This is a genomic window from Streptomyces tardus, assembly GCF_018101125.2.
Lineage (GTDB): Bacteria > Actinomycetota > Actinomycetes > Streptomycetales > Streptomycetaceae > Streptomyces > Streptomyces tardus.
This window is the reverse complement of sequence record NZ_JAELVF020000001.1, coordinates 1,358,783-1,384,496: the sequence shown is the minus strand read 5'-3', so window position 1 is coordinate 1,384,496 and position 25,714 is coordinate 1,358,783. Positions and strand designations below refer to the sequence as shown.

Below are 25,714 nucleotides of genomic sequence, written 5' to 3'. Positions count from 1 at the left end.
TTCTCGGCCAACGTGGAGGGCGCAGGGGAGTTCAGAGAAAATGATCAGCCGCGTCGGGATTGTCCGACTTAGACAGGCGCTGCACGCGTCACGGCGCTCGCGAAGTGAACGTAGGAGTCGTCCCTCCCCGGGCAGCGTGGTTCAGCGTCGGATTGCGACGACCTCAACTTCTGCGTTCATCGCGCGCAAGCGGCGTGCTGACTGGAGAAGGGATACCTGGGCGAAGGCGAAGAGGGAGTCAACGGTGATCTCCTTTCCGTCCTTGAGGAGGATGGCGAGCACGACCTTCAGCGTGCCGAAGTCGCTCAGGAGGCGGTGGTCGGGAGTGCGGTCCGCGACCTGCCTCAGGAAGCCGCTGCGGATGGCTTCGTCACTGCGCAGGGTTTCGACGGCGGTGACTGCCTGGGCGAAGAGGTGGTTCAGCGGCGCGGTGCCGTCGCTGCTGGTGGCCTTCTTGACGCAGATCAGTTGGTTGTCCGGGCCGAGGACATCACAGACCTCCAGTCCGCCACCGTTGAACTTGTCCGTGACGATGTTCTTCTTGTCGAAGAGGAGGTAGCCCGCCTGCTCTGCCGCCTGCTTGTTGTACCAGTCCTCATCGTGAGAGTCCCGCCCTTTGGCGTTCGGTACTCCCTTCGGCCAGGCGGGCAGTTGGACACTGGACGGCTTGCCCAGCAGCTCCCGGAGCTCTTCCTCCAACGTCTCGAGGAATCCGGCTCCCACCTCGTACCACTTGCCGTGGCCGTAGAAGTACCGCGCCGTTCCCACGGGGACGTCCGCGATGAGCCACTCCTTGCCGGTGGTCGCGGCGCTGGCCGGCGTTTTCAGGTCGTCGTCGCTGAACATGACGACCCGTACCTGGGCGAGCGCCTTGAGGCGCTCGCCCTCGGTCTTGTCCGAGACGAACTCGAGGAGGACAGGAAGGGCCAGGTCTGTGACGTCGATGCTGCGGCTGCCCGAGGTGATCCGGAACGCCTGGGCGGAGCCGAAGCCCTCCTGGCAGCTCTCCGGAACTCCCAGCGTGAGCCGCGGGTGACTCGGGTCGGCGAGCATGCGCTCAAGGACCGCCTGGGCGTCTATCGCCTTACGGCTGCGGTTGTCCAGCGTGCGGAGCCGATCGACGAAGCCCAGTTCGGGCAGCGGATCCGCGCGCGAGCAGACCTCCTCGATCGCGCGCAGGTCGCTGAGGAATTCCTCCGGAGTGGTGGCCAGCGGCAGCTTGATGGTCGACTCGGAACACTCGACTCGAACATGCTTGGAGGTTCCGGAGGGCAGTGAAGTCAACGGGATGCCGCTGACCGTTCCACAGATGCGGCGGACGACTGCGCCGAACCGGTCGAGCCCGAAGCCGTCGATACGCTCCCCGCGAGCGACGGAGTACTCGTCGACACGTCCTCGTCCGTCCATGATCTGGTTGCGCACCTTGATGATGCCGTCCTCGTCGAGGCAGCGGGTGGCGAACTCCAGACCGAACTCATCATCTCGGTAGTACGGATCCAGCATGTGCTGGCCGACCCCGTAACTCAGGGCGTACAGGCCGCGCTCGGTGCGCATGAGCACCAGGCCCGCAGCGGAGTGATTCCGTTCGTTGACGTCCAGGCCGGTGATCCGCTCGACGGCAGGGCACCAGTCTGCGCGGTCCCGGGGGATTCCCCCGTTCACCAGCAGTCCTGTGACGCCCTCCCGGGCGAACTCGCGGACTTGGTAACCGGGTCTGTCGAGATAGTGGGGGCGCACGAGAGTGCGGAGTTCTACCTCGCCGCCGTTTGGAACGGTGAGTCGGTGCAGCGTGGACTTGCGGGTGCCGGTGCTGCTCTTCTCCTTGGCGGTCACGTCAGGCTCCTTCTAAGCGAGGTGTCGGAGGTCGATGCCCGCGGGGTCGTCTTATTCGGTCCGCGTGACTCGTGCTCGTGCCCGGACCTCCCGCGCGTTGGGCGCTGCGCGGTGCGTCGGAGTTCCTGGCGCGTGATACCCAGTGAACAGGGCCGCGTTAGCGCCGTCAACTGAATGTAACTTGGCGATCAAGAGCTTCCGGTGTACGGTCGTGTCATGTCCGGAGGAAACGAGGTATCCGATGCCACGGCGACCGCTGCGGAGATCGCACGGTTGGCGGGCGTGACGCGTGCCGCAGTGTCCAACTGGCGCAGGCGCCGTTCGGACTTTCCCGCGCCTGTCGGCGGCACCTCGGCGAGTCCCCTGTTCTCGCTCGCCGAGGTACGGCAGTGGCTGGAAGGGCAGCGCGAAGGGCGAGAGGTCAGTGTGGAGGTCCGGCTCTGGCAGTCGCTGCGTGGCAGCTATGGCGAGGAAATGATCAGGGCGCTGGCTGATGTCGGGGAACATCTCCTGCGTGAGGCGGATGCACTCACCGACCAGACCGCCCGCGAGGCGGTGGACGGGCTGGTCGCCGACCGGATGCCCACCGAGGTGATGGACGCTTTGGTAGCCCGGTTGCTGGAGTCCACAGCGCGCGCCGCGTTGGACGGGGCCTCGACACTGCGGCTGGCTCGCGCGGTCCGAGAATTCGCCGGTGAGACCGCAGGCACCGTCTTTGACCCCGCGTGCGGCATCGGATCGCTCCTCGTTGCAGTGGGCGACGGTGCGGTCCAGAGCAGGCTGGGGCAGGACACACAGGCGGATGCAGCACGCGTAGCTCAGGTGCGTGCGGCCTTGGCCGCCACTGGGACGGCGGCGCCGGTTCAGGTCGCGGCAGGCGACTCGTTGCGGGCTGACGCGTTCCCCGATCTCCGCGCAGACCTGGTCGTGTGCGAGCCGCCGACCGCCGTGGCCGACTGGGGCCGCGAACAGTTGCTCGTCGATCCGCGCTGGGAGGCCGGTGTGCCCTCACGCGGGGAGAGCGAACTCGCATGGCTTCAGCATTGCTACCACCACACGGCACCCGGCGGGCGAGCCGTAGTGGCTCTGCCAGCATCGGTCGCCCATCGCCGCTCGGGTCGCAGGATCCGGGCGGAGTTGGTGCGTCGCGGCTGCGTCGCCGCGGTGGTGGCTCTACCGTCCGGCCTCGCTGCCAGTCATGCACTTCCGCTACACCTGTGGCTGCTGAGCCGTCCCTCGGGCACTGGGCGGGCGGCGGGGACCGTACGCATGGTTGATCTCAGCGCCAACAGCCCGGACGGACCGTGGGCCCCTCAGCCGCACCAGGAGGCGGAGGTGCAGCTGATCGATCTGCTGGACAACGAGGTGGACCTCACTCCCAGCCGCTACGTACGCGAGCCGGAACCCGACTACGCGGTGGAGTACGCCAAGCTGCGCGAGGAACTCGACACGCGCCTGCGCCGCCTTCGGACGCTGCTTCCCGAGCTGCCACCACGTGGCCGAGCCGACGCCCTGGACGATAGCGTCCCGGTGGCGGTGAGCGACCTGCTGGCCGCCGGCTTGGTCAGCCTGGACGGTGACGAGCTCATCTCCGTCAGCGACCAGGTGGACCCCGACTACGTGCGTGGATTCGCCCGCAGCACGGCGAACGTCCGTCGTAGCACGTCCTCCTCGGGTACGTTCCGAGCGGACCTGCAGGCGGCGCGCCTACCCCGCATGGACGTTGAGCGACAGCATCGCTACGGCGACGCCTTTCGCTCGTTGGGCGCGTTCGAGCACGAACTTGCCGAACTCGCCAAAATGGGCGACCGGGCTGCGCGGCTCGCCCGCGACGGGCTCACCGGAGGTGCCCTCGATCCGCCGCCAGCCTATGACGGCGGCAAGGCTGAACACCAAAGTATGACGAACGACGGACACGCCGCAGTGGGGCGAGAGGACAGGATGCTTTGAGCAAGAACCAGGAACTGGCTGACTTCATCTGGTCGGTGGCCGATCTGCTGCGCGGCGACTACAAGCGCTCGGAGTACGGAAAGGTCATCCTGCCGCTGACGGTGCTGCGCAGGCTGGACTGTGTCATGGCCCCGACCCGCCAGGCGGTGTGGGACCGGGCGGCCTCCTACACCGGAGAGAACATGGACGGACTGCTGCTGGCAGCCTCCAAGCTGAAGTTTTACAACCTCTCCGAGCAGACCTTCGACACCATCAGCAGCGACGCGGCCAATGTGGCGAAGAACCTCAAGGACTACATCCGGGGATTCTCCTCGGAGGCCACCGAGATCATCAACCGCTACGAGTTCCACCTTCAGATCGACCGTCTGGACAACGCCGATCTGCTCTACCAGGTGGTGCGGAAGTTCGCCGGCCTGGACCTGAGCTTCGGGGCCGTGGACAACCACGACATGGGCTACGTCTTTGAGGAACTGATCCGTAAGTTCGCCGATGCCTCCAACGAGACCGCCGGTGAGCACTTCACCCCGCGCGAGGTCATCGAGCTGATGGTCGAGCTGCTGCTCGCCCCGGACGACGACCGGCTGACGGGGGAGGGCCAGGTCGTCAAGATCCTCGATCCGGCCTGCGGCACTGGCGGCATGCTCTCGGCAGCTGAAGAGCACATCCGCAGGCTGAACCCGCGTGTGCGTGTCAACCTGTTCGGACAGGAGCTGAACGCCGAGTCGTACGCGATTTGCCGCTCCGACATGCTCCTGAAGGGCCACACGGCCAAGAACATCCGCTTCGGCAACTCCTTCAGCCAGGACGGCCACGACGGCGAGACCTTCAACTACATGCTCGCCAACCCACCCTTCGGTGTGGAGTGGAAGAAGGTCGAGAAGGTCGTACGCCAGGAGCACGAGGACCGCGGATTCGGCGGCCGCTTCGGAGCCGGCCTGCCTCGGATCAATGACGGTTCGCTGCTGTTCCTGCAGCACATGATGAGCAAGATGCAGCCTCTCAAGAAGGACGCGGCAGGCGATGAGGTCGGCGGTACCCGCCTTGCCATCGTCTTCAACGGCTCCCCGTTGTTCACGGGTGGCGCGGGGTCAGGCGAGTCGGAAATCCGTCGGTGGATCATCGAGCACGACTACCTGGAGGCGATCGTCGCCCTTCCAGACCAGCTCTTCTACAACACGGGTATCTCCACATACTTCTGGATCGTCACGAACCGCAAGCCCGCCGATCGCAAGGGGCACGTGATCCTGCTCGACGCACGCGACCAGTGGTCCAAGATGCATAAGGGCCTCGGCGAGAAGCGCAAGAGGATCACGAGGGCGCAGATTGGACACATCGGCGCGATCTACCGCGACGCGCTTAGCATCGCCAGCGACGAGAACCATCCGGACCATGGACGGGTGAAGCTATTCGCCAACCGGAACTTCGGCTACCAACGCATCACCGTGGACCGACCGCTCAAGCTCCGCTTCGAGCTGACCGAGGACAGCCTCGCTCAGCTCGGTGCGTCGGCCGCCGTGAAGAAGGCGGTCGGGAACGAGGTGGCGGTGGAGCTGTTGCTGGCCGCGCTCAAGCCGCTGCTCGGCTCGCAGTGGGCCACCAAGGCTGAGGCATGGGACGCCCTGCGGACGGCGATGGTGGCTGGCGGCGTGCTGTGGCCCTCTGCCGCGCCGTTCCAGAAGGCCCTGCGCGACGCGGTGGGCGTGACCGATCCAGAAGGCGAGGTCCAGCTTGTTAAGGGCAAACCCGAGCCTGACCCCGACCTGCGCGACAACGAGAACGTCCCGCTCGGCGAGGACATTGACGAGTACTTCGCCCGCGAGGTGCTGCCTCACGTCCCGGATGCCTGGATCGCAGAGACCCGCAACCCGAAGACGAAAGAGATGGAGCGGTTCAAGCTGGGGTACGAGATCCCCTTCACGCGCCAGTTCTACACCTACACGCCACCGCGGCCTCTGATGGAGATTAGCGCAGAACTAAAGTCGTTGGAGGCGGAAATTCAGGCACTGTTGGGAGAGGTGACAGGGTGAACTCGGCGCGAATTGATCAGTCGATTCTCTCATCCGTTGCCTGGCCCTCGGGCTGGCGCACGGTTCCTCTCTGGGCGATGTTTGACCGTATTAAAGACGTCGGGCATCCATATGAGGAACTATTGAGCGTTTATCGCGACTATGGTGTAGTGAAGCGGGAAAGCCGAGACGACAATTTCAACAAAGCTGCGCCTGACCGTAACATTTACCAGCTAATCGGCCCAGGGTGGCTGGTGGTGAATCGGATGAAGGCTTGGCAAGGGTCGGTCGGCATCTCTAAATATCGTGGCATCGTCTCCGGTCACTACATTTGCTTTCGCCCGAACCATCGCGAGGAAGGTCGTTTTCTGAACTGGCTTCTTCGTTCGGGAATCTATGCAACGGAATTTGCCTCGCTATCGCGTGGGGTGCGCCCAGGGCAGGTGGAAATCGATAATGACCTGCTGCGAGTGCTTCCAGTGAAGATTCCTCCTGTAGGCGAGCAGCGACGCATTGCTGACTTCCTCGACGCTGAGATTGGGTATATCGACGCTCTCCTCGACGCCCGTAAGCGTCAGCTCGACCGCCTCAAAGAGCTGTGGACGTCGAGCCTGGCTGCCCGAGTGGAGAGCATGATCGCGGAGCATGGAATTGTCCGTCTCCGCAGGGTCGTTCGCTCTGTTGAGCAAGGGTGGAGCCCGCAGTGCGAAGATGCACCCGCCGGGCCGGACGAGTGGGCAGTGCTGAAGACGAGCTCGGTGAGCTCAGGCGTCTTTCGTCCCATGGAGCACAAGCGGCTACCCGGTGGCCTGCACCCCGATTTGCGATACCGGATCCTTGATGGTGATCTCCTTATGACGCGCGGAAGTGGGTCGACCGAACACGTCGGGGTGTCTACAGTAGCCAATACAGAGGGGCGAAATCTCCTCCTCAGTGACCTCCTCTATCGTATCCGCACAGACCGTGAATGGAGTCCTGAGTTTGTGGCCTTGATGTTGCGTAGCCGCCCGGTGAGAGGATTTATGTCATTGCTGATGCGGGGGCAATCGGGGCAGACCATCAAGTTGAGGTCCGAAGATATCAAGGAAATCCACGTCCCATCTGTTCCTGTTGAACAACAAGTGCGAATCACGGCTGATCTCACAGCTGAGGAGCGGCGTATCGAAGCCACCAGGGCTGCGATCGAGACGTCTTCCGCGCTGCTCTCGGAGAGTCGCCAAGCGTTGATCACTGCTGCCGTCACCGGCCAGCTCGACGTCACCACCGCCCGCCCCACGCACGACCGCAACCTCTGAGGGGGATTCAGATGAACGACGCCCGCGTATACACCGAGAAGGCATTCGAAAACGCCGTGGAAGCGGCGCTACTGCGCAGCGGCTGGCAGCGCGGGTTGTCGAACACCTACAACCCCACGCTCGGCATCGACACCTCCGAGCTGGCCGCGTTCCTCGGCGCGTCTCAGAACGACGCGTGGCTGGCGCTTCAGGCAGCCTACGGCGAGGACGAAGAGCAGGCCATCGGCCGGTTCGCGAAGCGCGTGGCGCGGGAGATTGACTCGCGCGGCCTGCTGGATGTGCTGCGTCGGGGCGTGAATGACCGCAACGTGAAGATCCAGCTTGCGTACTTCCGTCCTGCGCACACGCTCGCCGCCGACGCTCTCGCCGAGTACGACGCCAATCGGCTCACCTTCGTGCGCCAGTTCCACTACTCGTCATCGCGGCCGGCCGATAGCCTCGACATGGCCTTCTTCCTAAACGGACTCCCCGTCGCCTCGGTGGAGTTGAAGAACGGGCTGACCGGCCAGACCGTTGAAGACGCCAAGCGGCAGTACCGCCGCGACCGCGACCCGAAGGAACTGTTCTTCGCAAAGCGCAGCCTGGTTCACTTTGCGGTCGATCCGACGTTGGCTTTCCTGACGACCCGCCTGGCCGGCGACGCCACCCGCTTTCTCCCGTTCAACACCGGCTCTGGTGGCCCTGGCCAGATCGGTGGCGCGGGCAACGTCCCGGCGTCGACCGATGGGAAGTACCCCACCTCCTACCTCTTCGACGAGGTGTGGGCGCGGGTCAACTGGCTGGAGTTGCTCCAGCGGTTCCTGCACGTCGAGGACGCTGCGGCGAAGGCCGGACGGGCGCCGTCGCACAAGCCGGGTAGCGCGCACACGCAACCGTTGATCTTCCCGCGGTTCCACCAGTGGGACGCAGTGCGCAAACTCATCGCGCACGCGGCTCGCCACGGGGCGGGGGAAAACTACCTGATCCAGCACTCCGCCGGCTCGGGCAAGTCCAACACCATTGCCTGGCTCGCGCACCACCTGTCCAGCCTGCACACCTCCCACGACCCTGGGCAGATCGCGCCCGCCGCGCTCGCCTCCGGTCTGGGAGTGAACAAGCTGGTCTTCGACAAGATCATCGTCATCACCGACCGGCGGGTGCTGGACAAGCAGCTTCAGGACACTATCCACCAGTTCGACCACAAGGCTGGCGTGGTCGTGCGGATCGACGAGAACTCCCAGCAGCTCGCGGACGCGCTGACCGGGCCGACTGCCCGGATCGTGATTACTACAGTGCAGAAGTTCCCCTTTGTCCTGGACAAGGTTGCAGGGCTTGGTGGACAGCGCTACGCGGTGATCATTGACGAGGCGCACTCCTCGCAGGGTGGGGAAAGCGCGGCGGCCTTGAAGAAGGCGCTGGGACGTCTCGGCTCGGACGCGGTGGACGAGGACGGCGACCCGCTGACGGCCGCGGCTTTGGCGCGCGGCAAGCAACCGAACCTGTCCTTCTTCGCGTTCACGGCCACGCCCAAGGCGAAGACGATCGACCTCTTCGGCACTCCTTACGCCAATCCCGGCTCGGGGGAGCAGGAGAAGGGACCGTTCCACGTCTACTCGATGCGGCAGGCCATCGAGGAGGGCTTCATCCTCGATGTGCTCGGCAACTACATCACCTACGCCACGTACTTCAAGCTCCAGGAAGCCGCCGCCGAGGAGGCGGAGCAGCAGGTGGACCCGCGCAAGGCCCGTTCGCGGCTAGTGCGAGCCGCGCTGATGTCGGAGGCGTCGATGGCCTCCCGCGCGAAGATCATCGTCGACCACTTCCGCGCGCACTCCAGCCCGCGACTCGGCGGCCGAGCCAAGGCGATGGTGGTCACCTCCGGCCGTGACCACGCCGTACGGCTCTACCAGGCCATGCGGGCCTACATCGACCAGCGGGGCTTCACCGACTGCGGCACGCTGGTTGCGTTCTCCGGGGCTCTGACCCTCGACGGGATCGAGTACACCGAGCCCAAGCTCAACGGCTTCCCCGAACGCGAACTGCCGGCACGTTTCGGCTACACCCGCGCGGACGACCCGAACCCGCCTTCCGTCCCCAAGCCCGAGCATCGCATCCTCGTCGTCGCTGAGAAGTACCAGACCGGCTTCGACCAGCCGCTGCTGACCACCATGTACGTGGACAAGATCCTTGCGAACCTGGCTGCGGTACAGACGCTTTCTCGGCTCAACCGCACCCACCGGCTCAAGAGCACCGAGGACCTGTTCATCCTCGACTTCGCCAACCGGCCCGAGGACATCGAGCAGGCTTTCCAGCAGTACTACGAGGCGTCGGTCAGCGAGCCCACCGACCCCAACCTGCTGTTCGACCGCGAACGTGAGGTGATGGCCTACCAGCTCCTGGTGGAAGCCGAGATGGACGCCTTCGTCACCGCTTACTTCGCAGCCTTTCAGGGCGGCTCGGCCACCGACACCGCCATCATGAAGGCCCACGCCCGCCTCTACGGCTACCTGCAGCCGGCGCTGGACCGCTTCAACGCCCTCAACGCTGCAGAACCGGACACCGCCTCCGAGTTCCGCCGCGCTCTGGATTCCTACACCAAGGCGTACGGCTGGCTCTCCCATGTGATCGGATTTGAGAACCTCGAACTGGAACGGCTCTACCAGTACGGACGCTTTCTGCTGCGCCGCCTGCCCGCGCCCGCCCGCAGCGCTGGCGCCGACATAGGGACGGCCGCCCCGAGCCACATGCGCATCGTTCAGACGGGTACTCCGGAGCTGAGCCTGGAGGCAGCGGGCGCCCAGGTATTGCCTGGCTTGGTGCCCGAGGCGGCCGGAGCGGTGGCCGAGGCGGAGGAAATGTCTCTGGCGGAGGTGATCCAGTCCGTCAACGACGAGTACGGGACCGGGCTGTCCACCACCGACCAGATCCTGCTCGGCCAGCTCGTCGTCGCCGTCAGCGAGGACCCCGAACTCCGGGCCATCGCCCTGCACCAGGACCAGGACGTCTTCGGCGGGGAGCTGGAGAAGGACCTCGACCGGATCGTCATCGACCAGGCAGCGTCCAACGACGCCCTGATGGTCCGCTACTTCGACGACACCGACGTCAACCGCCTGTTCAAGCAGGTCGCGACCCAGCAGGCGTACCAGCTCATCCGACGCCCGGTCCGACGCGAGGCCGAGCGCCGTGCCACCGAGCAGCGGGCCGCCGAGCTCAAGTCGTCCGGAAGCCGTCGGGCGGAACCGCCGACCGCATAGCCTGTGCTCTGCGACACGTCAGACAAGAGGCCGAACGGGGTGGTCACGCTCCGACCGCACAGAGAGGGACCTCGCATGGTGCAGGGCGGCACGCCGAGCTTCGACGCCGGCGTACCGGCCCGCGTGATCGCGGGCCGGTACCGGCTGCACACGCCCATCGGCGCGGGCGGTATGGGCGAGGTCTGGCAGGCGTACGACGAGCGCCTGGACCGCCGGGTCGCGGTCAAGATGATGCTGGCCGAGAGCCCGGTCCCGCCCGGATTCCAAGGCGCGGCCTTCGAGGAGACCCTGCAGACCCGCCGCGCCCGATTTCTGCGCGAGGTCCAGATCACCGCCGGCATCGAGCACCTGGGTGTGCCGGCCGTCTACGACACCGGAACCGACGAGGCCAGCGGACGGCTCTTCGTCGTCATGCAGCTCCTGCAGGGACGCGAACTGCAGACATTCATCGACGAGACCGACTACGAAAACGAGACGGTCCCCGTCTCCTGGGCCGCGGCCGTCGGGGCCCAGATCGCCTCCGTCCTTGACACCGTGCACCGTCACGACGTCGTTCACCGCGACATCAAACCGTCCAACCTGATGCTCACCCCCGGAGGCGTGGTCAAGGTCCTCGACTTCGGCGTCGCCGCCCTGCGTGGAGTCGGCACCCTGCCCCGCCTTACCCAGGTCGGCATGACCGTGGGCACCCCGCCCTACATGTCCCCGGAACAGAGCCTGGCCAACGCTGTCGGCCCCGCCGCCGACGTCTACGCCCTCGCCTGCGTGCTCCACGAACTCCTCACCGGCAAACCGCCGTTCACCCCCGACGACAGCCGCTCCCACATGTGGCACCACGTCCACACCCCGCCCCCGCTCATCCGCGCCCTGCGCCCGGATGTGCCAGCCGACATCGAGAAGCTCCTGCTGGGGATGCTCACCAAGGAATCCGAGCAGCGCATGGACGCGATGGAGGTCTACGACACCCTCCTGCCCTTCGTCCGCGCCTCCACCGGTGCCCCCGCCGCGACCGACGAGGGCATCCTCGACCCCCGTCTCCCGTTCCTGCGCCCCTTCGGGGGCCGGGTGCCCAGCCCCAGTGCCGCCGCCTCGTACACCCCCACCCTCGTCGTTCCCTCGCCGCTCACGCCCTCGTTGGCTGCCGCACCGCAGGGGTTGGAGCCAGGCCCCGCCGCACTGACCGAGCAAGAGGCGGACGTGGTCTCCGACCGGGCAGCGCGACTGGCTCAGGATGGTCAGTTCACCCAGGCGGCCGACGCACTCTCCGAAGCCATCGCGAGAGCCGCTGACCCGGAGCTCAAAGAAGACATGCAGTTCAGCCTCGCCCAGGTGAAGTTCCTGGCCGGAAGCCACCGTGAGGCCCTCGCGCTCTTCGAGCCGCTCGCCCGCCACTACACCGACCGCTATGGCGACCACGACGAGCAAGCCCAGCTGTGCTGGTACTACGCCGCGCAGTGCCGGATGGAACTCGGCGAAGCCACCGCCGCCATCCAAGCCTTCGACCGCGTCAGCGAGGCCATGCCCACGCCCGACGACGAGGACGCCGTCAACCGCTACTTGGACGCCCTCGCACGATTGATGAGTCTGCATGCCGCGGCGGAAAGCCTCCCGCAAGCAATGCACGTAGGCGACCGGCTCCGATCGGAGACCTCCCGCCTGCGGGGGAGCGACTGGCCCGGTTTGGGGCAGATCGATGCCTACCTCCATCGCATTCGCCAAGATCTGGGCTGACACGCACGTGTGCGTTTTGGACCGGGTCTTCGGGCAACCGTGGTTTGTATGGGGCCGACAAGGCGTCCGGCCGTGCCGCAGGTTCCCTGAGCAGCTAGGCCTACCACTCCGAGTGGTCTCTCTGGCGGCCCCGAAGCGGCTCCGTCGGTGGACAGCCGGTGGACAGACGCCTTTGGACCGTGCATCACGGGGTGGCACAGGTCAACCCGTCGCACATGCTCTGATCAGGGAAAACGTCACCGGACAGCGCGGCGGAGCACCACGTAACACGATCGCTCTCGGTCTCGTAATGCGTAGGTCAGGGGTTCGACTCCCCTAGGCGGCTCATACGGAAAAGGGCCGGGTCAGAGACATCTGACCCGGCCCTTTCCGTGTGTACGGGGTGTGTGGTCGGGCGGACGGGGGCGGCGGTGCCGGTCGGGTTACGGGGAGTCCGCGGGCGGGGTGGGGAGTTCGGCGACGAGGGTGTCGATGTCCTTGGCGGCCAGGGCGTCGCGGGCGGTGGTGGGCAGGCCCGCGTCGGTGACGATCGCGTCGAAGTCCTCCAGCTCCGCCACCCGGTACATGCCGAACGAGCCGTACTTGGCGCTGCCGCCGACCAGTACGGTGCGGGCGGTGCCGGCCATGGCGGCCCGTTTGACCTCCACCTTGGCGGCGGACGGAGTGGTGACGCCGTGCCGAAGGTCCCAGGAGCTGGTGGAGACGAAGGCGATGTCCAGCGCGAGTTGGCCGAGGGTGGCCGCGGCGAGGCCGCCGACCGCCGAGCGGTTCGCGGGCTCGACCCGCCCGCCGGTGTGGATGACCTCCACCTCGGGGGTGGCCATCAAGGTGGCCGCGGCGGTGAAGTCGTTGGTGACCACGGTCATGCCACGACGCCTGACCAGGTGCGGGATCAGCGCCTGGCAGGTGGTGCCGGCGTCGAGGTAGACGGTGGTGTCGTCGTGCAGGAAGGTCGCCGCCAGCTCGGCGATGGCGAGCTTGGCGGGGGTGTCCATGGTGCTCTTGTCGGCGAGGCTCGGCTCCTGGTGGAGCTGGCCCGCGATGCGTACGCCGCCGGGCACCGAAACCGCCCTGCCCTGGCGTTCCAGGGCGGCGATGTCGCGACGGACCGTCATGTGCGAGACGTCGAGCAGCTCGGTGAGCTGCTGGACGCTCAGCACGGTGTGCTCGCGCAGCAGCGTGACGAGCAACTCGCGGCGCTGGTCCGGGATGAGGGTGGCGCCGCGGCTGTCTTCGGGCGGCATGCTTCCTCCAGTGCGAGTGCGAGTGCGAGTGCGAGTGCGAGTGCGAGTGCGAAACCGGGACGGGTACGGGGGCTGCTCGGCGGTGCGGAGTTGCGGACTGTGTGGGCAGCCCCGCCGCGCTCTCCTTCGACCGAGCGGGTCGAAAGAGAGCGGGCGGCGGGGCGGCGGGGCGGCGGGTTCGCCCGATCGAGCGTCAGGACTTCGTCATATCAAGCCGAGAACGTACAGCACATAGACGATCGCGCCGCCGGTGACCCCGGAGAGGGCGGAGGCCACGCCGATCGAGCGGACGCCCTGGCCCACCGTCATGTTGGAGAGCGTGGTGGTGACCCAGAAGCCGGAGGAGTTGGCGTGCTTCATGATCTGGGCGCCGGTGCCGCAGGCGAGGTAGACGGCGAGCATCGAGACGCCGAGTCCTTCGGCGAGCGGCTCCATGATGGCCGCGGCGGTCATCACGCCGAGGATGTTGGAGCCGGTGATGGTGCAGATCGCGGCGGCGACCAGGAACGGAACGATGATCGGGGAGAGTCCCCAGTCGCTGATCATGTCGGCGACCGACTCGGCGACCTCGGTGTCGCGGATGATTGCGGCCAGTGCTCCGCCGACGCCGGTCAGGGCGACGGGCATGGCGGCGAGGCGCAGTCCCGCCTCGAAGAGGTCGTTGACGGTCTCCTTGTCGCGCCAGCGTCCGCCGAACAGGGGCAGTGCGGCCAGGCAGCCGATGAAGAGCGCCAGCGTGGGGTTGCCGACGAAGGCGACGATCGAGCCGAAGACGTTGTCGATCTCCAGCATGTCGACGACGTAGGAGCTGATGACGATCAGCACGATCGGCAGCAGTACGGGCGTCAGGGACATCCACAGGGCGGGGAGCTTCTTCTTTTCCTCCGGCTCGGCGTCGGTGCCGCCGGATCCGCCGCCCGGGGTGAGGTGGGCGACCAGCTCGGGCTTGGGGTCCACATGCGTCTTGATGGTGAGCAGGTAGAGGGTGGCGACCAGGATGCTGGGGATCGCCACGGCCAGGCCCCAGAGCATCGCCTCGCCGAAGTCCACACCGAGCATCGCGGAGGCGGCGAGCGGGCCGGGGCCGGGCGGCACGAGCGAGGTCATCACGTAGGCGCCGAGGTAGAGGATCGGGCCGAGCCGCATCATCGAGATGTTGGTGCGGTACGCGAGCGCGGAGACGACCGGGATGAGCATCACGACGGCGGTGTCCGCGATCAGCGGGATGCCGAGCACCATGGAGGCCAGGGCGACGGCCCACGGGGCGCGCTTGCTGGGGAAGAGGGTGAGGGCGCTGAGCGTGATGCGTTCCGCGGCGCCGCTCAGCTCCAGCATCTTGCCCAGCACACAGCCGAAGATGACCAGGAGGCCGACTTTCGCCAGGGTGCTGCCGAACGCCTCGGTGACCAACTCCATGGTTCTGGCGCCGCCGATGCCGAGGCAGAGGCCGAGGGTGACCACGATGACGAAGAGCGTGGCAACTGGATGGACCTTGAATCTGGCAATCAGCAGCACCAGCACCGCGATCGCCACCGCGAACGCGATGAGTGTGTAGATGTCGGACATGGCTTACCTCTCGGCGGTGCGGGAACGGGCCGGCCCGTTCCCGCACCGCCGAGAGGTAAGCCATGTCCGACATCTACACACTCATCGCGTTCGCGGTGGCGATCGCGGTGCTGGCCGGTCGCGCGGACGGCGACCTCGCCCCGGGCACCGAGCTCACCCTGTACGGCCACCACCACGAGGTACGCGGCGTCGCCCCCGCGCTCTGCGACGCCGACGCGGTCCCGGCCGACGCCGCACCCTTCTACCTCCTCGCGGGCAGCACCACCGCCACCTGACCCACCGACCGCGTGCAGGGCCCGGGGGGGGCAGGGCCCTGCACGCGGTCGGTGGGTCAGGTGGCGGTGGTGTTCCGGCCGGCCTGCCAGGCGGAGAGCAGTTCGGGGTCGACGTCGGCCAGATCGTCCAGGGTGATCAACGAGCCGTCGGCGATCTCGCGGGCGGTGGTGCTGCCCGCGAGGAGGTAGAAGGGTGCGGCGTCGGCCGGGACCGCGTCGGCGTCGCAGAGCGCGGGGGCGACGCCGCGTACCTCGTGGTGGTGGCCGTACAGGGTGAGCTCGGTGCCCGGGGCGAGGTCGCCGTCCGCGCGACCGGCCAGCACCGCGCACTGGTGCGGCGTACGGGGTGAGACGCCGGCGCCCTCGACGACCGCGCGGCGCAGCGTGGCCGGCGTCTCCACGCCCATGGCGTGGTACGGGAGGTAGAGGCAGCCGTAGCGGCCGTCCCGGCTGACCAGGTGGCCCTTGGCCCGGAGGGTCTCCCAGGTCTGCGCGTCGTGGGTGCGCACCACCGCGAAGACGCCGCCGGCGAAGCTCGCCTCGTCGGGCAGGCGCAGCACGCTGAAGACGTCCAGCACTCCGTCCCGCTCGCGGATGCCGCCGTGGTCGCGGTGGGCGTAGACGTCGGCGAGCTCGGAGACGCGGGCGACGGGGTAGTGAAGTTCGGGGCGGTCGGCGGTGAAGCCGGTGGCGGAGGCGACCACGGCCATCTCGCAGTGGTCGGCCGCCGCGGAGCGCTTGAGGGCGCGAACCGCCTCGGCCCGGGCGGCGAGGGTGGCGTTCGGGTCGTCGCCGAGGCGCAGCAGGGCGCCCAGTTCGGGGGCGGCCACGGTGGTGTCCAGCTGGGAGACGGTGCCCTGCTCGGGGTCGTAGACCAGGTCGTACTCGCTGGACTTGCCGAGCGCGACGATGTCCAGGCCGAGGCCTGCCAGGCGTTCGTACCAGAGGATCAGGTTCGCCGGCTGGTCGCCCTCGGCGGGGGTGTAGACGAGGCCGCGGTCGGCGGCGATGGCGGCGAGGCCGACGCCGGCCACCGAGTCGACCTCCTTGCTGACCATGGCGACGTGCCGGTCCTCCAACAGCGCCTGGCGGGCGGCCCGGTAGCCGGCCGCGGGGCTTCCGGTGGCCTCGACCAGGATGTCGAAGTCGGCGCCCGAGAGCAGTGCGATGTCGGCGACCACGGCGATGCGGCCGGTGGCCACCGCCTCGGCTACCTGCGCGGGCGTGTCCGCGGTGAGCAGTGCGTCCGCCGGGTGCCCGAGATCGGCGGCGAGTGCGTGGACGCCGTCGGTGTCCCGGTCGCACAGGACGGTGGGGCGGATGTCGCCGGTGAGACGGGCGGTCGCCAGCAGCGTACGGGCGAAACCGCCGCACGCGCCGGTGAGGGCGAAGGTGACCGTGCGGCCCTGCGGCGCGGTGCCCGCGGTGCCGGGGTGGAGCGGAGTCATCAGGAGCCTTTCGACGGACTCGGTGCGGCGGACCATCACGGACGGCCTCGAAGCGGGAACGTAACTTCGATTAACATCTGCGTCAACTGTAGTAACATAAATTCACAGACTTGAGCGGCTGGGTCTACCGCAGTAACGAGGAGTCCGCTCCTCCGTGCACGCCCGCGCACAGCCGTAGGACATGACAACTCTTCGTGACGAGGACGGGTGACGCATGGTCACATGGGGTGGAATCGCCGACGACTTCACCGGGGCCACCGACCTGGCCGGCAACTGGGTCGCACGCGGGCTCCGTACCGTGGTGACTCTCGGCGTCCCGGACGCCGCGGACCGGGCGGCGTTCGCCGCTGCCGATGCGGTGGTGGTCGCGCTCAAGTCCCGGACCGCCCCGGCCGGCACGGCGGTCGGCGAATCGCTGGCAGCGCTGGAGGCGCTGCGCGGGCTCGGGGTCGAGCACGTGTACCAGAAGTACTGCTCGACCTTCGACTCCACCGCGACGGGCAACATCGGCCCCGTCGCCGACGCGCTGATGGCCGCGCTCGGCACCGAACTCGCCGTGGTGGTGCCCTCGTTCCCGGCCACCGGGCGGACCGTCTACCGCGGTCATCTCTTCGTCGGCGACCGGCTCCTCTCCGACAGCTCGATGCGCCACCACCCGCTGACCCCGATGACCCGCTCCGATCTGCCCGGTCTGCTCGGTCCGCAGACCGCGCACCGGGTGGCGGCGATCCCCCTTCCGGTCCTGCGGGCCGGTGCCGACCGTCTGCGGGACGAACTGGACCGGCTGCGCAGGCCGAACGATCCGGTGCTGGTGGTGGTGGACGCCGTCGACGAGGAGGACCTCGCGGTGATCGCCCGGGCCACCGCCGCGCACCCGCTGGTGACCGGTGGTTCAGGGCTCGCCCTCGGGCTGCCGCCGGCCGCCCCCGCCCACGAGGCGATGCCGGTGGAGCAGGGGCACCCGCTGATCCTCGCGGGCAGCGCCTCCACTGCGACCAGGGCGCAGATCGCCCACGCCCGTCAAGCCGGCACACCGGCCCGCAAGTTGGACATCGACGACCTGCGTGCGGATCTCGGCGCAGCCGTCGCCCGGCTGGTCGACGAGGTCACCGCGCACTGGGTCGAAGCGACCGACGCTCCGTTCCTGATCCACGCGGTGGAGAACGCCGAGGACATCCGCCGGGAGACCCCGCAGGGCGCTCGCCCGGCTGGAGAACTCGTCGAAGAGGCACTGGCCGAGTGCGCCCGGCGGCTCACCGCCGCCGGTGCGCGCAGGCTGATCGTCGCCGGCGGTGAGACCTCCGGCAGCGTGGTGCAGGCCCTCGGCGTACGCCGCCTGGAGCTGGGCCCGCCCCTGGCCCCCGGCGTCAGCTGGGCCCACGGCGTCGCCGGTGACGGGCGCGCCTACAACCTCGCCCTGAAGTCGGGCAACTTCGGGGCCACCGACATCCTCACCGAGGGCTGGCGTGCTCTCGGCTGACAACAGGCCGCCGGTACGGGCCAGTCCCCGCCGTCGGCGCCGCGCCCCGTACCCCGACGTGCCTCTCCGCCACAGCGGCCGACAGACCGAGCACCCCCACCCAGGAGCCCGAACATGACCGACCCGCGTACCGAACTCGTGGCCGCGGGCCGCAGCCTGAGCGACGCCGGACTCAGCCCGGGCTCCTCCGGCAACCTCAGCGTGCGCATCGGCGACCGCATGTATCTCACACCCACCGGCAGCGCGCTCGACGCGCTGGACGCCGAGCGACTCTCCGTGCTGGACGCCACCGCGCCGCCCGGCACTCCGCTGGACCGGGCCCACCTGTCCGGGCCACGGCCCTCCAAGGAGTTCCCGCTGCATCTGGCGCTCTACCGCCGCGACCCGGACGCCACCGCCGTCGTCCACCTGCACAGCGCCCATGCCGCCGCTCGCTCCTGCCTGCCCGCCTGGTCGGAGCAGAGCGCGGTGCCGCCGCTGACCCCGTACTTCGTGATCCGCGTCGGTCAGGCGCCGCTCATCCCGTACGCGCCCCCGGGCGACCCGGGGCAGGCGGAGGACCTGGCGGCTCTCGGCTTTCCCTTCCGGGCGGCGCTGCTGCAGAACCACGGACCGGTGACCTGTGGGCGCGACATGGCGGAGGCGGTGGACGCCGCCGTCGAACTGGAGGAGACCAGCCGGTTGCTGCTCCTGCTCGGGGCGCAGCGGCCCCGGGTGTTGTCGCCGGCGGAGGCGAGCGCGCTCGCCGAGCAGTACGGCACCCACTGGACGCCGCCGTCTGCCGAGCCGCTCCGGGTGTGAACGACGGCCGGACGTTCGGCTCCGGCGGTCGGGGTGCCTGCCGGTTGTGGGCTGCCCGCCGGTCGGGGTGCCCGCCGGTTGGAGTGACCTGGGTGATCGGGGGTGACCTGGGCGGTCGGAGTGGTCGGGTGGGCGGTCGGCCGGGGTGGTGGTCGGGCGGTGTCTAGTGCCTGTCGGCCTGGAACGGGAGAGGAGCAGCGGAACGTGGGTGGAGTGGTCGCCGGGTTCGCGACGATCGCGCTGATCGTTCTTGTCGGCTTCGTCGCCGGCAGGCGCGACGTGCTGGGGCCGGCCGGTCCGCGGGTGCTGTCGCGGCTCGCCTTCTCCATCGCCACCCCGGCGCTGCTGTTCACGGTGATGGTGGACGCCGAACTGTCGGACGTCTTCTCCGCGCCGCTGCTGGTCATCGCGCTCAGCACGATCGGCTGCGCGCTGCTCTTCCTGATACCTGCCGTCCTGCGCCGGTGGAGCGTCGGCTACTCCACGATGGGCGCGCTCTGCGCCAGCTACGTCAACGCGGGCAACCTCGGCATCCCCATCTCCTCCTACGTTCTGGGAGACCCGTCGCTGGTGGCGCCGGTGATGCTCTTCCAGATGCTGCTGGTCTCCCCGGCGGCCCTGACAGTCCTCGACCTCACCGCGGCTCAGGGGCAACGCCCGGGCGTCCTGCGGCAGTTGACCACGCCGGTGCGCAACCCCGTGGTGGTCGGCTGCCTCGCCGGGGTCACGGTCAACGCCACCGGGCTGACCGTGCCCGACCCGGTGCTGGAGCCGATCGCGCTGATCGGCGGGATCGCGGTCCCCGCCGTACTCCTGGCGTTCGGAATCTCGCTGAACGGCCGCACCGTACCGGCGCGGGGGCCCGACCGAGTGCCGGTGCTCCTCGCGGTACTGCTGAAATCCGGGGTCCAGCCGCTGCTGGCCTGGGCCATCGGATACGGGCTGTTCGGCCTCAGCGGCTCCGCGCTCTTCACCGTCGTGGTGCTGGCAGCGCTGCCCTCCGCGCAGAACCTCTACACCTACGCGCAGCGCTACGACACCGCCACCACCCTCACTCGTGACGCCGTGCTGCTGTCCACCGTTCTGGCCGTGCCCGCCCTCTTCGCGGTAACCCTCCTGTTGAGCTGACGCGTTCCCGACAGCGGACAGGAGCGCTGTGAAGCTGCTCTGACCAGCAGATTCGTCGTATCCGGAGAGTCGGGCTTGACCTTGACACGGTGCTAACGTCTCCACTGGGCGCTGGAGGTGGTCCCGATGAACACGACCGAGGGAACCCAGCAGGGCAGCCGACTGGCCGAGGCGCTGAGCGCGGACGATTCGTCGATCCGACTGAAGGCCGCGCTCGCGACCGGCACACGACCGGACCCCGAGCTGTTGGACACGCTGGTGGAGCGCTGCGCGGTCGAACCCGACTTCTACGTACGGGACATGCTCTCGTGGGCCCTGACCCGGCTCCCCGCGGAGAACACGCTCCCCAGGGTCCGCCGCGAGCTGGACTCTCCGCGCGACCAGGCCAGGAGCCAGGCGCTGCACACCCTTTCCAAGATCGGCGACGGTCGGGCGTGGGCGTGGATCACCCGCGACATGCTGCGGGACGCCGACGACGAGGTGGCGCGTACCGCTTGGCGCGTCGCGGTCGTACTGGCTCCGGAGGAAGAGCGGGCCGAGCTCGCGAAGGAGCTGACCGGCCAGCTGGGTCGCGGTGACCGCCAGGTGCAACTGAGCCTGAGCCGGGCGCTCGTCGACCTAGGCGCGGTGATCGAGGCGGCGTTGGCGCGCGCCTCGGCCGACCGGGACCCGGCTGTCGCCGCTCATGCCCGCGCCACCGGGCTGCTGCTGCACGACCCGGAAGCCGGCTTCGACTGGGCGATCCACGAGGCGCGTCGAATCGTCAGCCTCGGCCCGGACACCGCGGTGTCGATCGCCGAGGGGTCCGGAGCGGAGTCCGCCGGTGCGGAGGGGGCCGGGCCCGGGTCGGTCGGCTCTGCGGGGGCCGGTAACGCGGGAGTGGGTGCTGCCGGTGCCTCGGGAGGTGACGGTGCGGAGACTGCGGAGGAGATGGGGTGCTGATCGGTGAGGTCGCACGACGCTCCGGCGTGAGCGCCCGGATGCTGCGGCACTACGACGCCCTGGGGCTGGTGCGGCCCACGGGTCGTACTCACGGCGGCTACCGCGAGTACTCCGACGCCGACGTGCGCAGGATCTTCCATGTGGAGAGTCTTCGGACGCTCGGTCTCTCTCTCAGACAGATTGCCCGAGCGCTGGAGGACGCGGAGTTCGCGCCGGCCGAACTGGTGGCCGACCTCATCCGCTGGACCGAGGAACGCCTGGAGCGGGAACGCGAGCTGCTCGAGCGGCTCCGAACGATCGACGCTTCGGCGCCCACCGGTTGGCTGGACGTGCTTCGCATCGTCGAGCTCGTACGGGGCCTGGACTCCACCAGCGCCGCACGCCGCCAGCAGGCAGTCCTGAACCGGCCGGAGACCGTGCGGGCACCCGCGGAACTGCTGGCCGCCGCTGCGCTCGCGGAGGTCGACCCCCACGTGGCGGGCGCCCTGCGCTGGGCGCTCGCGAGAGCGGACGGGCGGGGAACGGCGGAGCTGATCGAGGGCGTACGGGCGGACGACGCCGGGGTACGACGGCGCGCAGTGCTCGCGCTCGCCGAGCTGCCCACCGCTCCCGAGGCCACTGCCGCGCTGACGGTCGCGCTGAACGACCCCGAACCGGAGGTGCGCCGATGCGCGGCGCTTCGGCTGGCCGGCCCGGGAGTGACGGAGGCAGTGCCGACTCTGGTCGAGATGGTCGTCGAGGGAGACAACGACGTGGGCGCGGCAGAGGCGTTGGGGTCCGTTGCAGCCGACCACCACTGCACACCCGAGGTCGTCGCGGCGCTGAGCGACGAACTCGCCGCGCCCACCACGACCTCGGCGACCCGGCATCCGCCTGGTGGTGCCCGGTGCATGAGGATCTCCGAGCTCGCGGCACGTACCGGGACGCCAGCGGCCACGCTTCGCCGGCACGGGTCCGCCGAGCTGCTGCCGGCTTCGCGCACGGCCTCGGGGCACCGGCTGTGCTGCGAGGCCGTGCGCGAAGCCGGCAGCAGCTCGGCGGACCCGTGCCGGCGAAGCGTGGCCGCTGGCGTCCCGGTACGTGCCGCGAGCTCGGAGATCCTCATGCACCGGGCACCACCACGGGTTGCCGGGTCGCCGGTGGGCTCCCTGTCCGTCGGGTTTCAGCGAACCGTCCCGTCGAGCACCTTCAGGAACGCCGAGGCGACGCGGGCGACGTCGCCCGCGTCGCCTCGGCGTTCCTGAAGGTGCTCGACGGGACGGTTCGCTGAAACCCGACGGACAGGGAGCCCACCGGCGACCCGGCAACCCGTGGTGGTGCCCGGTGCATGAGGATCTCCGAGCTCGCGGCACGTACCGGGACGCCCGCGGCCACGCTTCGCCGGCACGGGTCCGCCGAGCTGCTGCCGGCTTCGCGCACGGCCTCGGGGCACCGGCTGTGCTGCGAGGAGGCGGTGGAGCGGTCGGCGTTCGTCGACGCGGCGAAGCACCTGGATCTGTCGCTGAAGGCAATCAACGTGCTGTCGGCCGTCCGGGCCCGGCGCTCAACTCCTCGCCGCGCCCTTCGGTGAACCGCCCCCGCCCGCGGGAAGCTCCTGACGGTTCGCCGTCCCAAACCCCCTGACCGTTCCCCGTCCCAAGCCTCCGGGGGCGGTTCGCCACCGATTCGTACACTGCCCGTGAACGATCCCGCCGACGAACGGTGTCCCTGCCGCGAGGAGTCCCCACGATGCCCGCGCCCGCCGACCGGCCCGAGGAGCCCGAACAGGGGTCGTCGCACGCCGTCGTCGAGGCGATGGAACGGCATCAGGTCGCCGTCTACGTCGCGGCCGTCGCGGCCGGGGTGCTGTGCGGGTCGGCCGTGCCGTCGGTCGGGCCGGGGCTGTCGTGGGCGGTGACGCCGGTGCTGGGCGCGCTGTTGTACGTCACCTTCCTCCAGGTGCCGGTGGCGGATCTGGTGCGTTCGCTGCGGGCGGGGCGGTTCCTCGCGGCGGTGCTGGTGGTGAACTTCGTCGTCGTACCGCTGGTGGTGGCTGCGGCCTTCCCTTTCTTTCCGGCGGACCGGGCACTGCGCCTGGGGATGCTGCTGGTGCTCCTCGCGCCCTGCGTCGACTACGTGATCGTCTTCAGCCGCCTCGCGGGTGGCAGCGCGGACCGGCTGCTCGCGGCCACTCCGCTGCTGCTGGTGGCGCAGATGGCGTTGCTGCCGCTGTTGCTCTGGGCGTTCCTCGGGCCGGGGTTGGCAGAGGTGGTGGAGGCGGGGCCGTTCGTCGAGGCGTTCGTGACGCTCATCGCCGTACCGCTCGTGCTGGCCTGGGCCACCCAGGCGTGGGCGCGGCGCAGACCGGTCGGACGTCGAGTGGCTGACGGCGCCGGCGCGGTGATGGTGCCGCTGATGGCGGCGACGCTCTTCGTTGTCACCGCTTCCCAAGTACCGATTCTGGAGGGGCGGTTGGGTGAGGTCGCGGGGGCGTTGCCGTTCTTCGTCGGCTTCCTGGTGGTGATGGTGTTCGCGGGCCGGCTGGTGGCCCGGTTCTTCCGACTGGGCGCTGCGGAGGGACGGGCGGTGGTGTTCACCGGAGCAACCCGCAACGGCCTGGTGCTTCTTCCGCTCGCGCTCGCGCTGCCCGGGGAACATGCGGCGGTCGCGCCCGTGGTGATGGTGTCGCAGACGTTGGTGGAGGTCGTCGGCATGGTGGTCTGCGTCCGCCTCGTGCCGCGTCTGGTGCCGTCGCGCTGAACCGCCGGGCGGAGACCCGCCGGCGCCGGGGCAGCCGGCCTCCCCGGTCGCGTCCCCGTGCCGGGCCGCGGCACTACTCCGGACCGCGGCAGTGTTCCCCGCCGGTGACGGCAGTCCCGCCCGCCGTGCAGTCCCGCCTGTCGCGCTGCCCGACCCGCAGCGTCGTACGGCCCCGCCGTGTTCCCCGCCCCGCCGTGCTGTCGGGGGGCCGCGGCGCGACGTCGTGTCACGTGTCACACCGGCGACGGATGCGATGAAGTCTGCACGTCAAGTGTGTTAAATCGCAAGGGAGTTCAAGGACGCGCGTGAGTGAGATCCGCGGACCGCCACCCCGGTCGGCAACGGCCGGTGACGGGTGTGCGGTCCACCCGACGAGAGGATCGTCATGAGCACGTTGGAAGCCCGGCCCGCGGCCGGAAGCACGCCCGACGCCGCGCGCGGGGGTGGGTCCGCACCACTGGAGCAGGTGGTCGACACTGCCAGGTACCCGCTCTCCTCCCCGGAGAGCGACACCATGCGGTCCGTGATCGACCGCGCCGGACGGGAGTTGCGCACGCAGGGCTGCACGGTGCTGCGGGACTTCGTCCGTCCCGAGCTGCGGGAACATCTTCGCCGGGAGTGCGCCGCTCTCGCGCCCCAGGCGCACTACGACGTGGAGACCGTCAACGCCTACAACATCGCGGTCGACTCGCGATTGGCCGAGGACCATCCGGGCCGGATCGCCGTCGACCGCGGCAACGCCTTCGTCGCCAGAGACCGAATTCCGGGCGAGGCACTGATCAGCAGGCTGTACACGAATGAGTGGTTCCGCGAATTCGTCGCCCGCTGTTTCGAGTTGCCGCGTCTGCACGAGCTTGCCGATCCGCTGTCCGGGCTGGTTCTGAACGTGGTGCGGCCGGGCATGGAGCACCCGTGGCACTTCGACACCAACGAGTTCACCGTCAGCATGCTCACCCAGGAGCCGGAGAGCGGCGGCGTCTTCGAGTACTGCCCGAACATCAGGACCGTCGAGCAGGAGAACCTCGACGACGTGCGCGATGTGCTCACCGGTCGGGGCGAAAGCCTGGTCCGGCGCCTGACGCTGCGGCCGGGCGACCTCCAGCTCTTCAAGGGCCGTTACTCGCTCCACCGGGTCAGCCCGGTCGAGGGGGCAGCCGACCGCCATTCGGCGATCTTCGCCTACAGCGAGCGCCCCGGCGTCATCGGCAGCCCGGCACGGACCCGTCAGCTCTTCGGGCGGGTGCTGCCCGAGCATCTGGCCGCCGAGGAGGGCCGGGCGAGGGCCGTACGGGTCGACCAACTGCTCGACTGAGTCGTCCGGGGCGTACGGCCGACCGGCCGCCGTCGCGCCGCTGAACCACGGGCGCGTGCCCTGCTCGCGGGCTTCGGGTGCACGGACTGCGGTGCACGGGTCGGCTCGGTGGGAGTGCCGCGCACCGCGGTCCGTGGTGAACGTCCGTACCGGCGCCCGCCCGCCCGACGGACGCCCGCTCCGATGAACGCCCGTCCGGCAAGCACACCCGCGCCTGCCCCTTTCGGGGGAGCGGGCCCGGCCCACCGCACCCACCGTCCGCACGACACCGACGCGCAGTCGTCGCCACAGCTGCCCGTCCTGCCACCAACGCACCAACAAGCCGAAACGAGAGTGGACTTGAACACCAGCCAGCCGACTCCGAACACCGGCACAGCCGCCGCCACAGCCACCCCCGCCGCGACAGCCACAGCCCCCACCACCTTCGCCCACGAGGACACGCTGCCCAGGGTCCCGCTCCCCGGTCTGGAGGAGAGCTGTACGCGCTTCCTCCAGTGGTGCGCGCCGCTGCTCTCGGCGGACGAGATCGCGGCGACCGAGGACGGGGTCGCCGCCTTCCTCGCCCCCGACGGTCCGGGGCGTGCCCTGCACGATGCGCTGGAGGAGTGCAACTCGCAGGATGGCGTGCACAGTTGGCTCGACACCTTCTGGCCGTACCGCTACCTGGGCCGTCGTGACCGGATCGCTCTGAACGCGAACTTCTTCTTCCTCTTCCAGGACGAGGCCCCGCC

At 69.0% G+C, this 25,714-nt stretch carries 18 protein-coding genes and 1 pseudogene; 15 read left to right on the top strand and 4 right to left on the bottom strand.

Features of this window, described 5'->3' with window-relative positions:
• Positions 1-141: 141 nt before the first annotated feature.
• The gene (locus JGS22_RS05975) at positions 142-1,833 is read right to left on the bottom strand and encodes a DUF6119 family protein (protein WP_211040206.1); all 1,692 of its coding nucleotides are present in this window, start codon (positions 1,831-1,833) and stop codon (positions 142-144) included.
• Between the two features lie 216 nt (positions 1,834-2,049).
• Here JGS22_RS05975 and JGS22_RS05970 point away from each other — a divergent pair, with 216 nt between their 5' ends.
• The 5 genes from JGS22_RS05970 (at position 2,050) to JGS22_RS05950 (ending at position 12,048) form a co-directional block, all read left to right on the top strand.
• Positions 2,050-3,783 (top strand): N-6 DNA methylase, encoded by a 1,734-nt coding sequence (locus JGS22_RS05970; RefSeq protein WP_236073043.1) that lies wholly within the window; start codon positions 2,050-2,052, stop codon positions 3,781-3,783.
• Positions 3,780-5,810 (top strand): type I restriction-modification system subunit M, encoded by a 2,031-nt coding sequence (locus JGS22_RS05965; RefSeq protein ID WP_211040204.1) that lies wholly within the window; start codon positions 3,780-3,782, stop codon positions 5,808-5,810. Before JGS22_RS05970 ends, JGS22_RS05965 begins: the two co-directional genes overlap by 4 nt.
• Complete coding sequence (locus tag JGS22_RS05960) at positions 5,807-7,084, top strand: restriction endonuclease subunit S (protein ID WP_211040203.1); 1,278 nt, start codon at positions 5,807-5,809, stop codon at positions 7,082-7,084. Before JGS22_RS05965 ends, JGS22_RS05960 begins: the two co-directional genes overlap by 4 nt.
• An 11-nt stretch (positions 7,085-7,095) precedes the next feature.
• Positions 7,096-10,317, top strand: coding sequence for a type I restriction endonuclease subunit R (locus JGS22_RS05955; protein ID WP_211040202.1), 3,222 nt, complete (start codon positions 7,096-7,098; stop codon positions 10,315-10,317).
• A gap of 75 nt (positions 10,318-10,392) precedes the next feature.
• The gene (locus JGS22_RS05950; protein WP_211040201.1) at positions 10,393-12,048 is read left to right on the top strand and encodes a serine/threonine-protein kinase; all 1,656 of its coding nucleotides are present in this window, start codon (positions 10,393-10,395) and stop codon (positions 12,046-12,048) included.
• 422 nt (positions 12,049-12,470) lie between these two features.
• Here the strand turns inward: JGS22_RS05950 and JGS22_RS05945 are convergent, their stop codons facing one another.
• Both JGS22_RS05945 and JGS22_RS05940 read right to left on the bottom strand, forming a co-directional pair.
• On the bottom strand, positions 12,471-13,292 hold the full coding sequence (locus JGS22_RS05945) for a DeoR/GlpR family DNA-binding transcription regulator (protein ID WP_216814861.1): 822 nt from the start codon (positions 13,290-13,292) through the stop codon (positions 12,471-12,473).
• 204 nt (positions 13,293-13,496) lie between these two features.
• Entirely contained in the window at positions 13,497-14,858 is a 1,362-nt protein-coding gene (locus JGS22_RS05940) for a GntP family permease (protein ID WP_211043765.1), read from the bottom strand.
• Between the two features lie 62 nt (positions 14,859-14,920).
• Here JGS22_RS05940 and JGS22_RS05935 point away from each other — a divergent pair, with 62 nt between their 5' ends.
• Positions 14,921-15,133, top strand: coding sequence for a hypothetical protein (locus tag JGS22_RS05935; RefSeq protein ID WP_216814860.1), 213 nt, complete (start codon positions 14,921-14,923; stop codon positions 15,131-15,133).
• Positions 15,134-15,189: 56 nt separating this feature from the next.
• Here the strand turns inward: JGS22_RS05935 and JGS22_RS05930 are convergent, their stop codons facing one another.
• Positions 15,190-16,581, bottom strand: coding sequence for a homoserine dehydrogenase (locus tag JGS22_RS05930; protein WP_211042659.1), 1,392 nt, complete (start codon positions 16,579-16,581; stop codon positions 15,190-15,192).
• A 214-nt stretch (positions 16,582-16,795) separates the two neighbouring features.
• Here JGS22_RS05930 and otnK point away from each other — a divergent pair, with 214 nt between their 5' ends.
• The 9 genes and pseudogenes from otnK to JGS22_RS26055 form a co-directional block, all read left to right on the top strand.
• Entirely contained in the window at positions 16,796-18,061 is a 1,266-nt protein-coding gene (gene otnK / locus JGS22_RS05925; RefSeq protein WP_211042657.1) for a 3-oxo-tetronate kinase, read from the top strand.
• A 114-nt stretch (positions 18,062-18,175) separates the two neighbouring features.
• Positions 18,176-18,862, top strand: a complete 687-nt coding sequence (locus JGS22_RS05920) for a class II aldolase/adducin family protein (protein ID WP_211042655.1) — start codon at positions 18,176-18,178, stop codon at positions 18,860-18,862.
• A 204-nt stretch (positions 18,863-19,066) separates the two neighbouring features.
• On the top strand, positions 19,067-19,990 hold the full coding sequence (locus tag JGS22_RS05915) for an AEC family transporter (RefSeq protein WP_211042654.1): 924 nt from the start codon (positions 19,067-19,069) through the stop codon (positions 19,988-19,990).
• 126 nt (positions 19,991-20,116) lie between these two features.
• Entirely contained in the window at positions 20,117-20,932 is an 816-nt protein-coding gene (locus JGS22_RS05910) for a HEAT repeat domain-containing protein (RefSeq protein ID WP_236073042.1), read from the top strand.
• Positions 20,926-22,176, top strand: a complete 1,251-nt coding sequence (locus JGS22_RS05905; protein WP_216814859.1) for a MerR family transcriptional regulator — start codon at positions 20,926-20,928, stop codon at positions 22,174-22,176. The genes JGS22_RS05910 and JGS22_RS05905 overlap by 7 nt, the downstream gene beginning before the upstream one ends.
• An 83-nt stretch (positions 22,177-22,259) precedes the next feature.
• Positions 22,260-22,502, top strand: a complete 243-nt coding sequence (locus JGS22_RS05900; RefSeq protein ID WP_216814858.1) for a MerR family transcriptional regulator — start codon at positions 22,260-22,262, stop codon at positions 22,500-22,502.
• A 158-nt stretch (positions 22,503-22,660) separates the two neighbouring features.
• Positions 22,661-23,671: a bile acid:sodium symporter gene (locus JGS22_RS05895; protein ID WP_236073041.1), complete on the top strand. Its 1,011-nt coding sequence runs from the start codon at positions 22,661-22,663 to the stop codon at positions 23,669-23,671.
• Positions 23,672-24,056: 385 nt separating this feature from the next.
• Positions 24,057-24,983, top strand: a complete 927-nt coding sequence (locus JGS22_RS05890) for a HalD/BesD family halogenase (protein WP_236073040.1) — start codon at positions 24,057-24,059, stop codon at positions 24,981-24,983.
• A gap of 441 nt (positions 24,984-25,424) precedes the next feature.
• Positions 25,425-25,714: pseudogene (locus JGS22_RS26055) on the top strand (choline/carnitine O-acyltransferase); the annotation flags it as partial.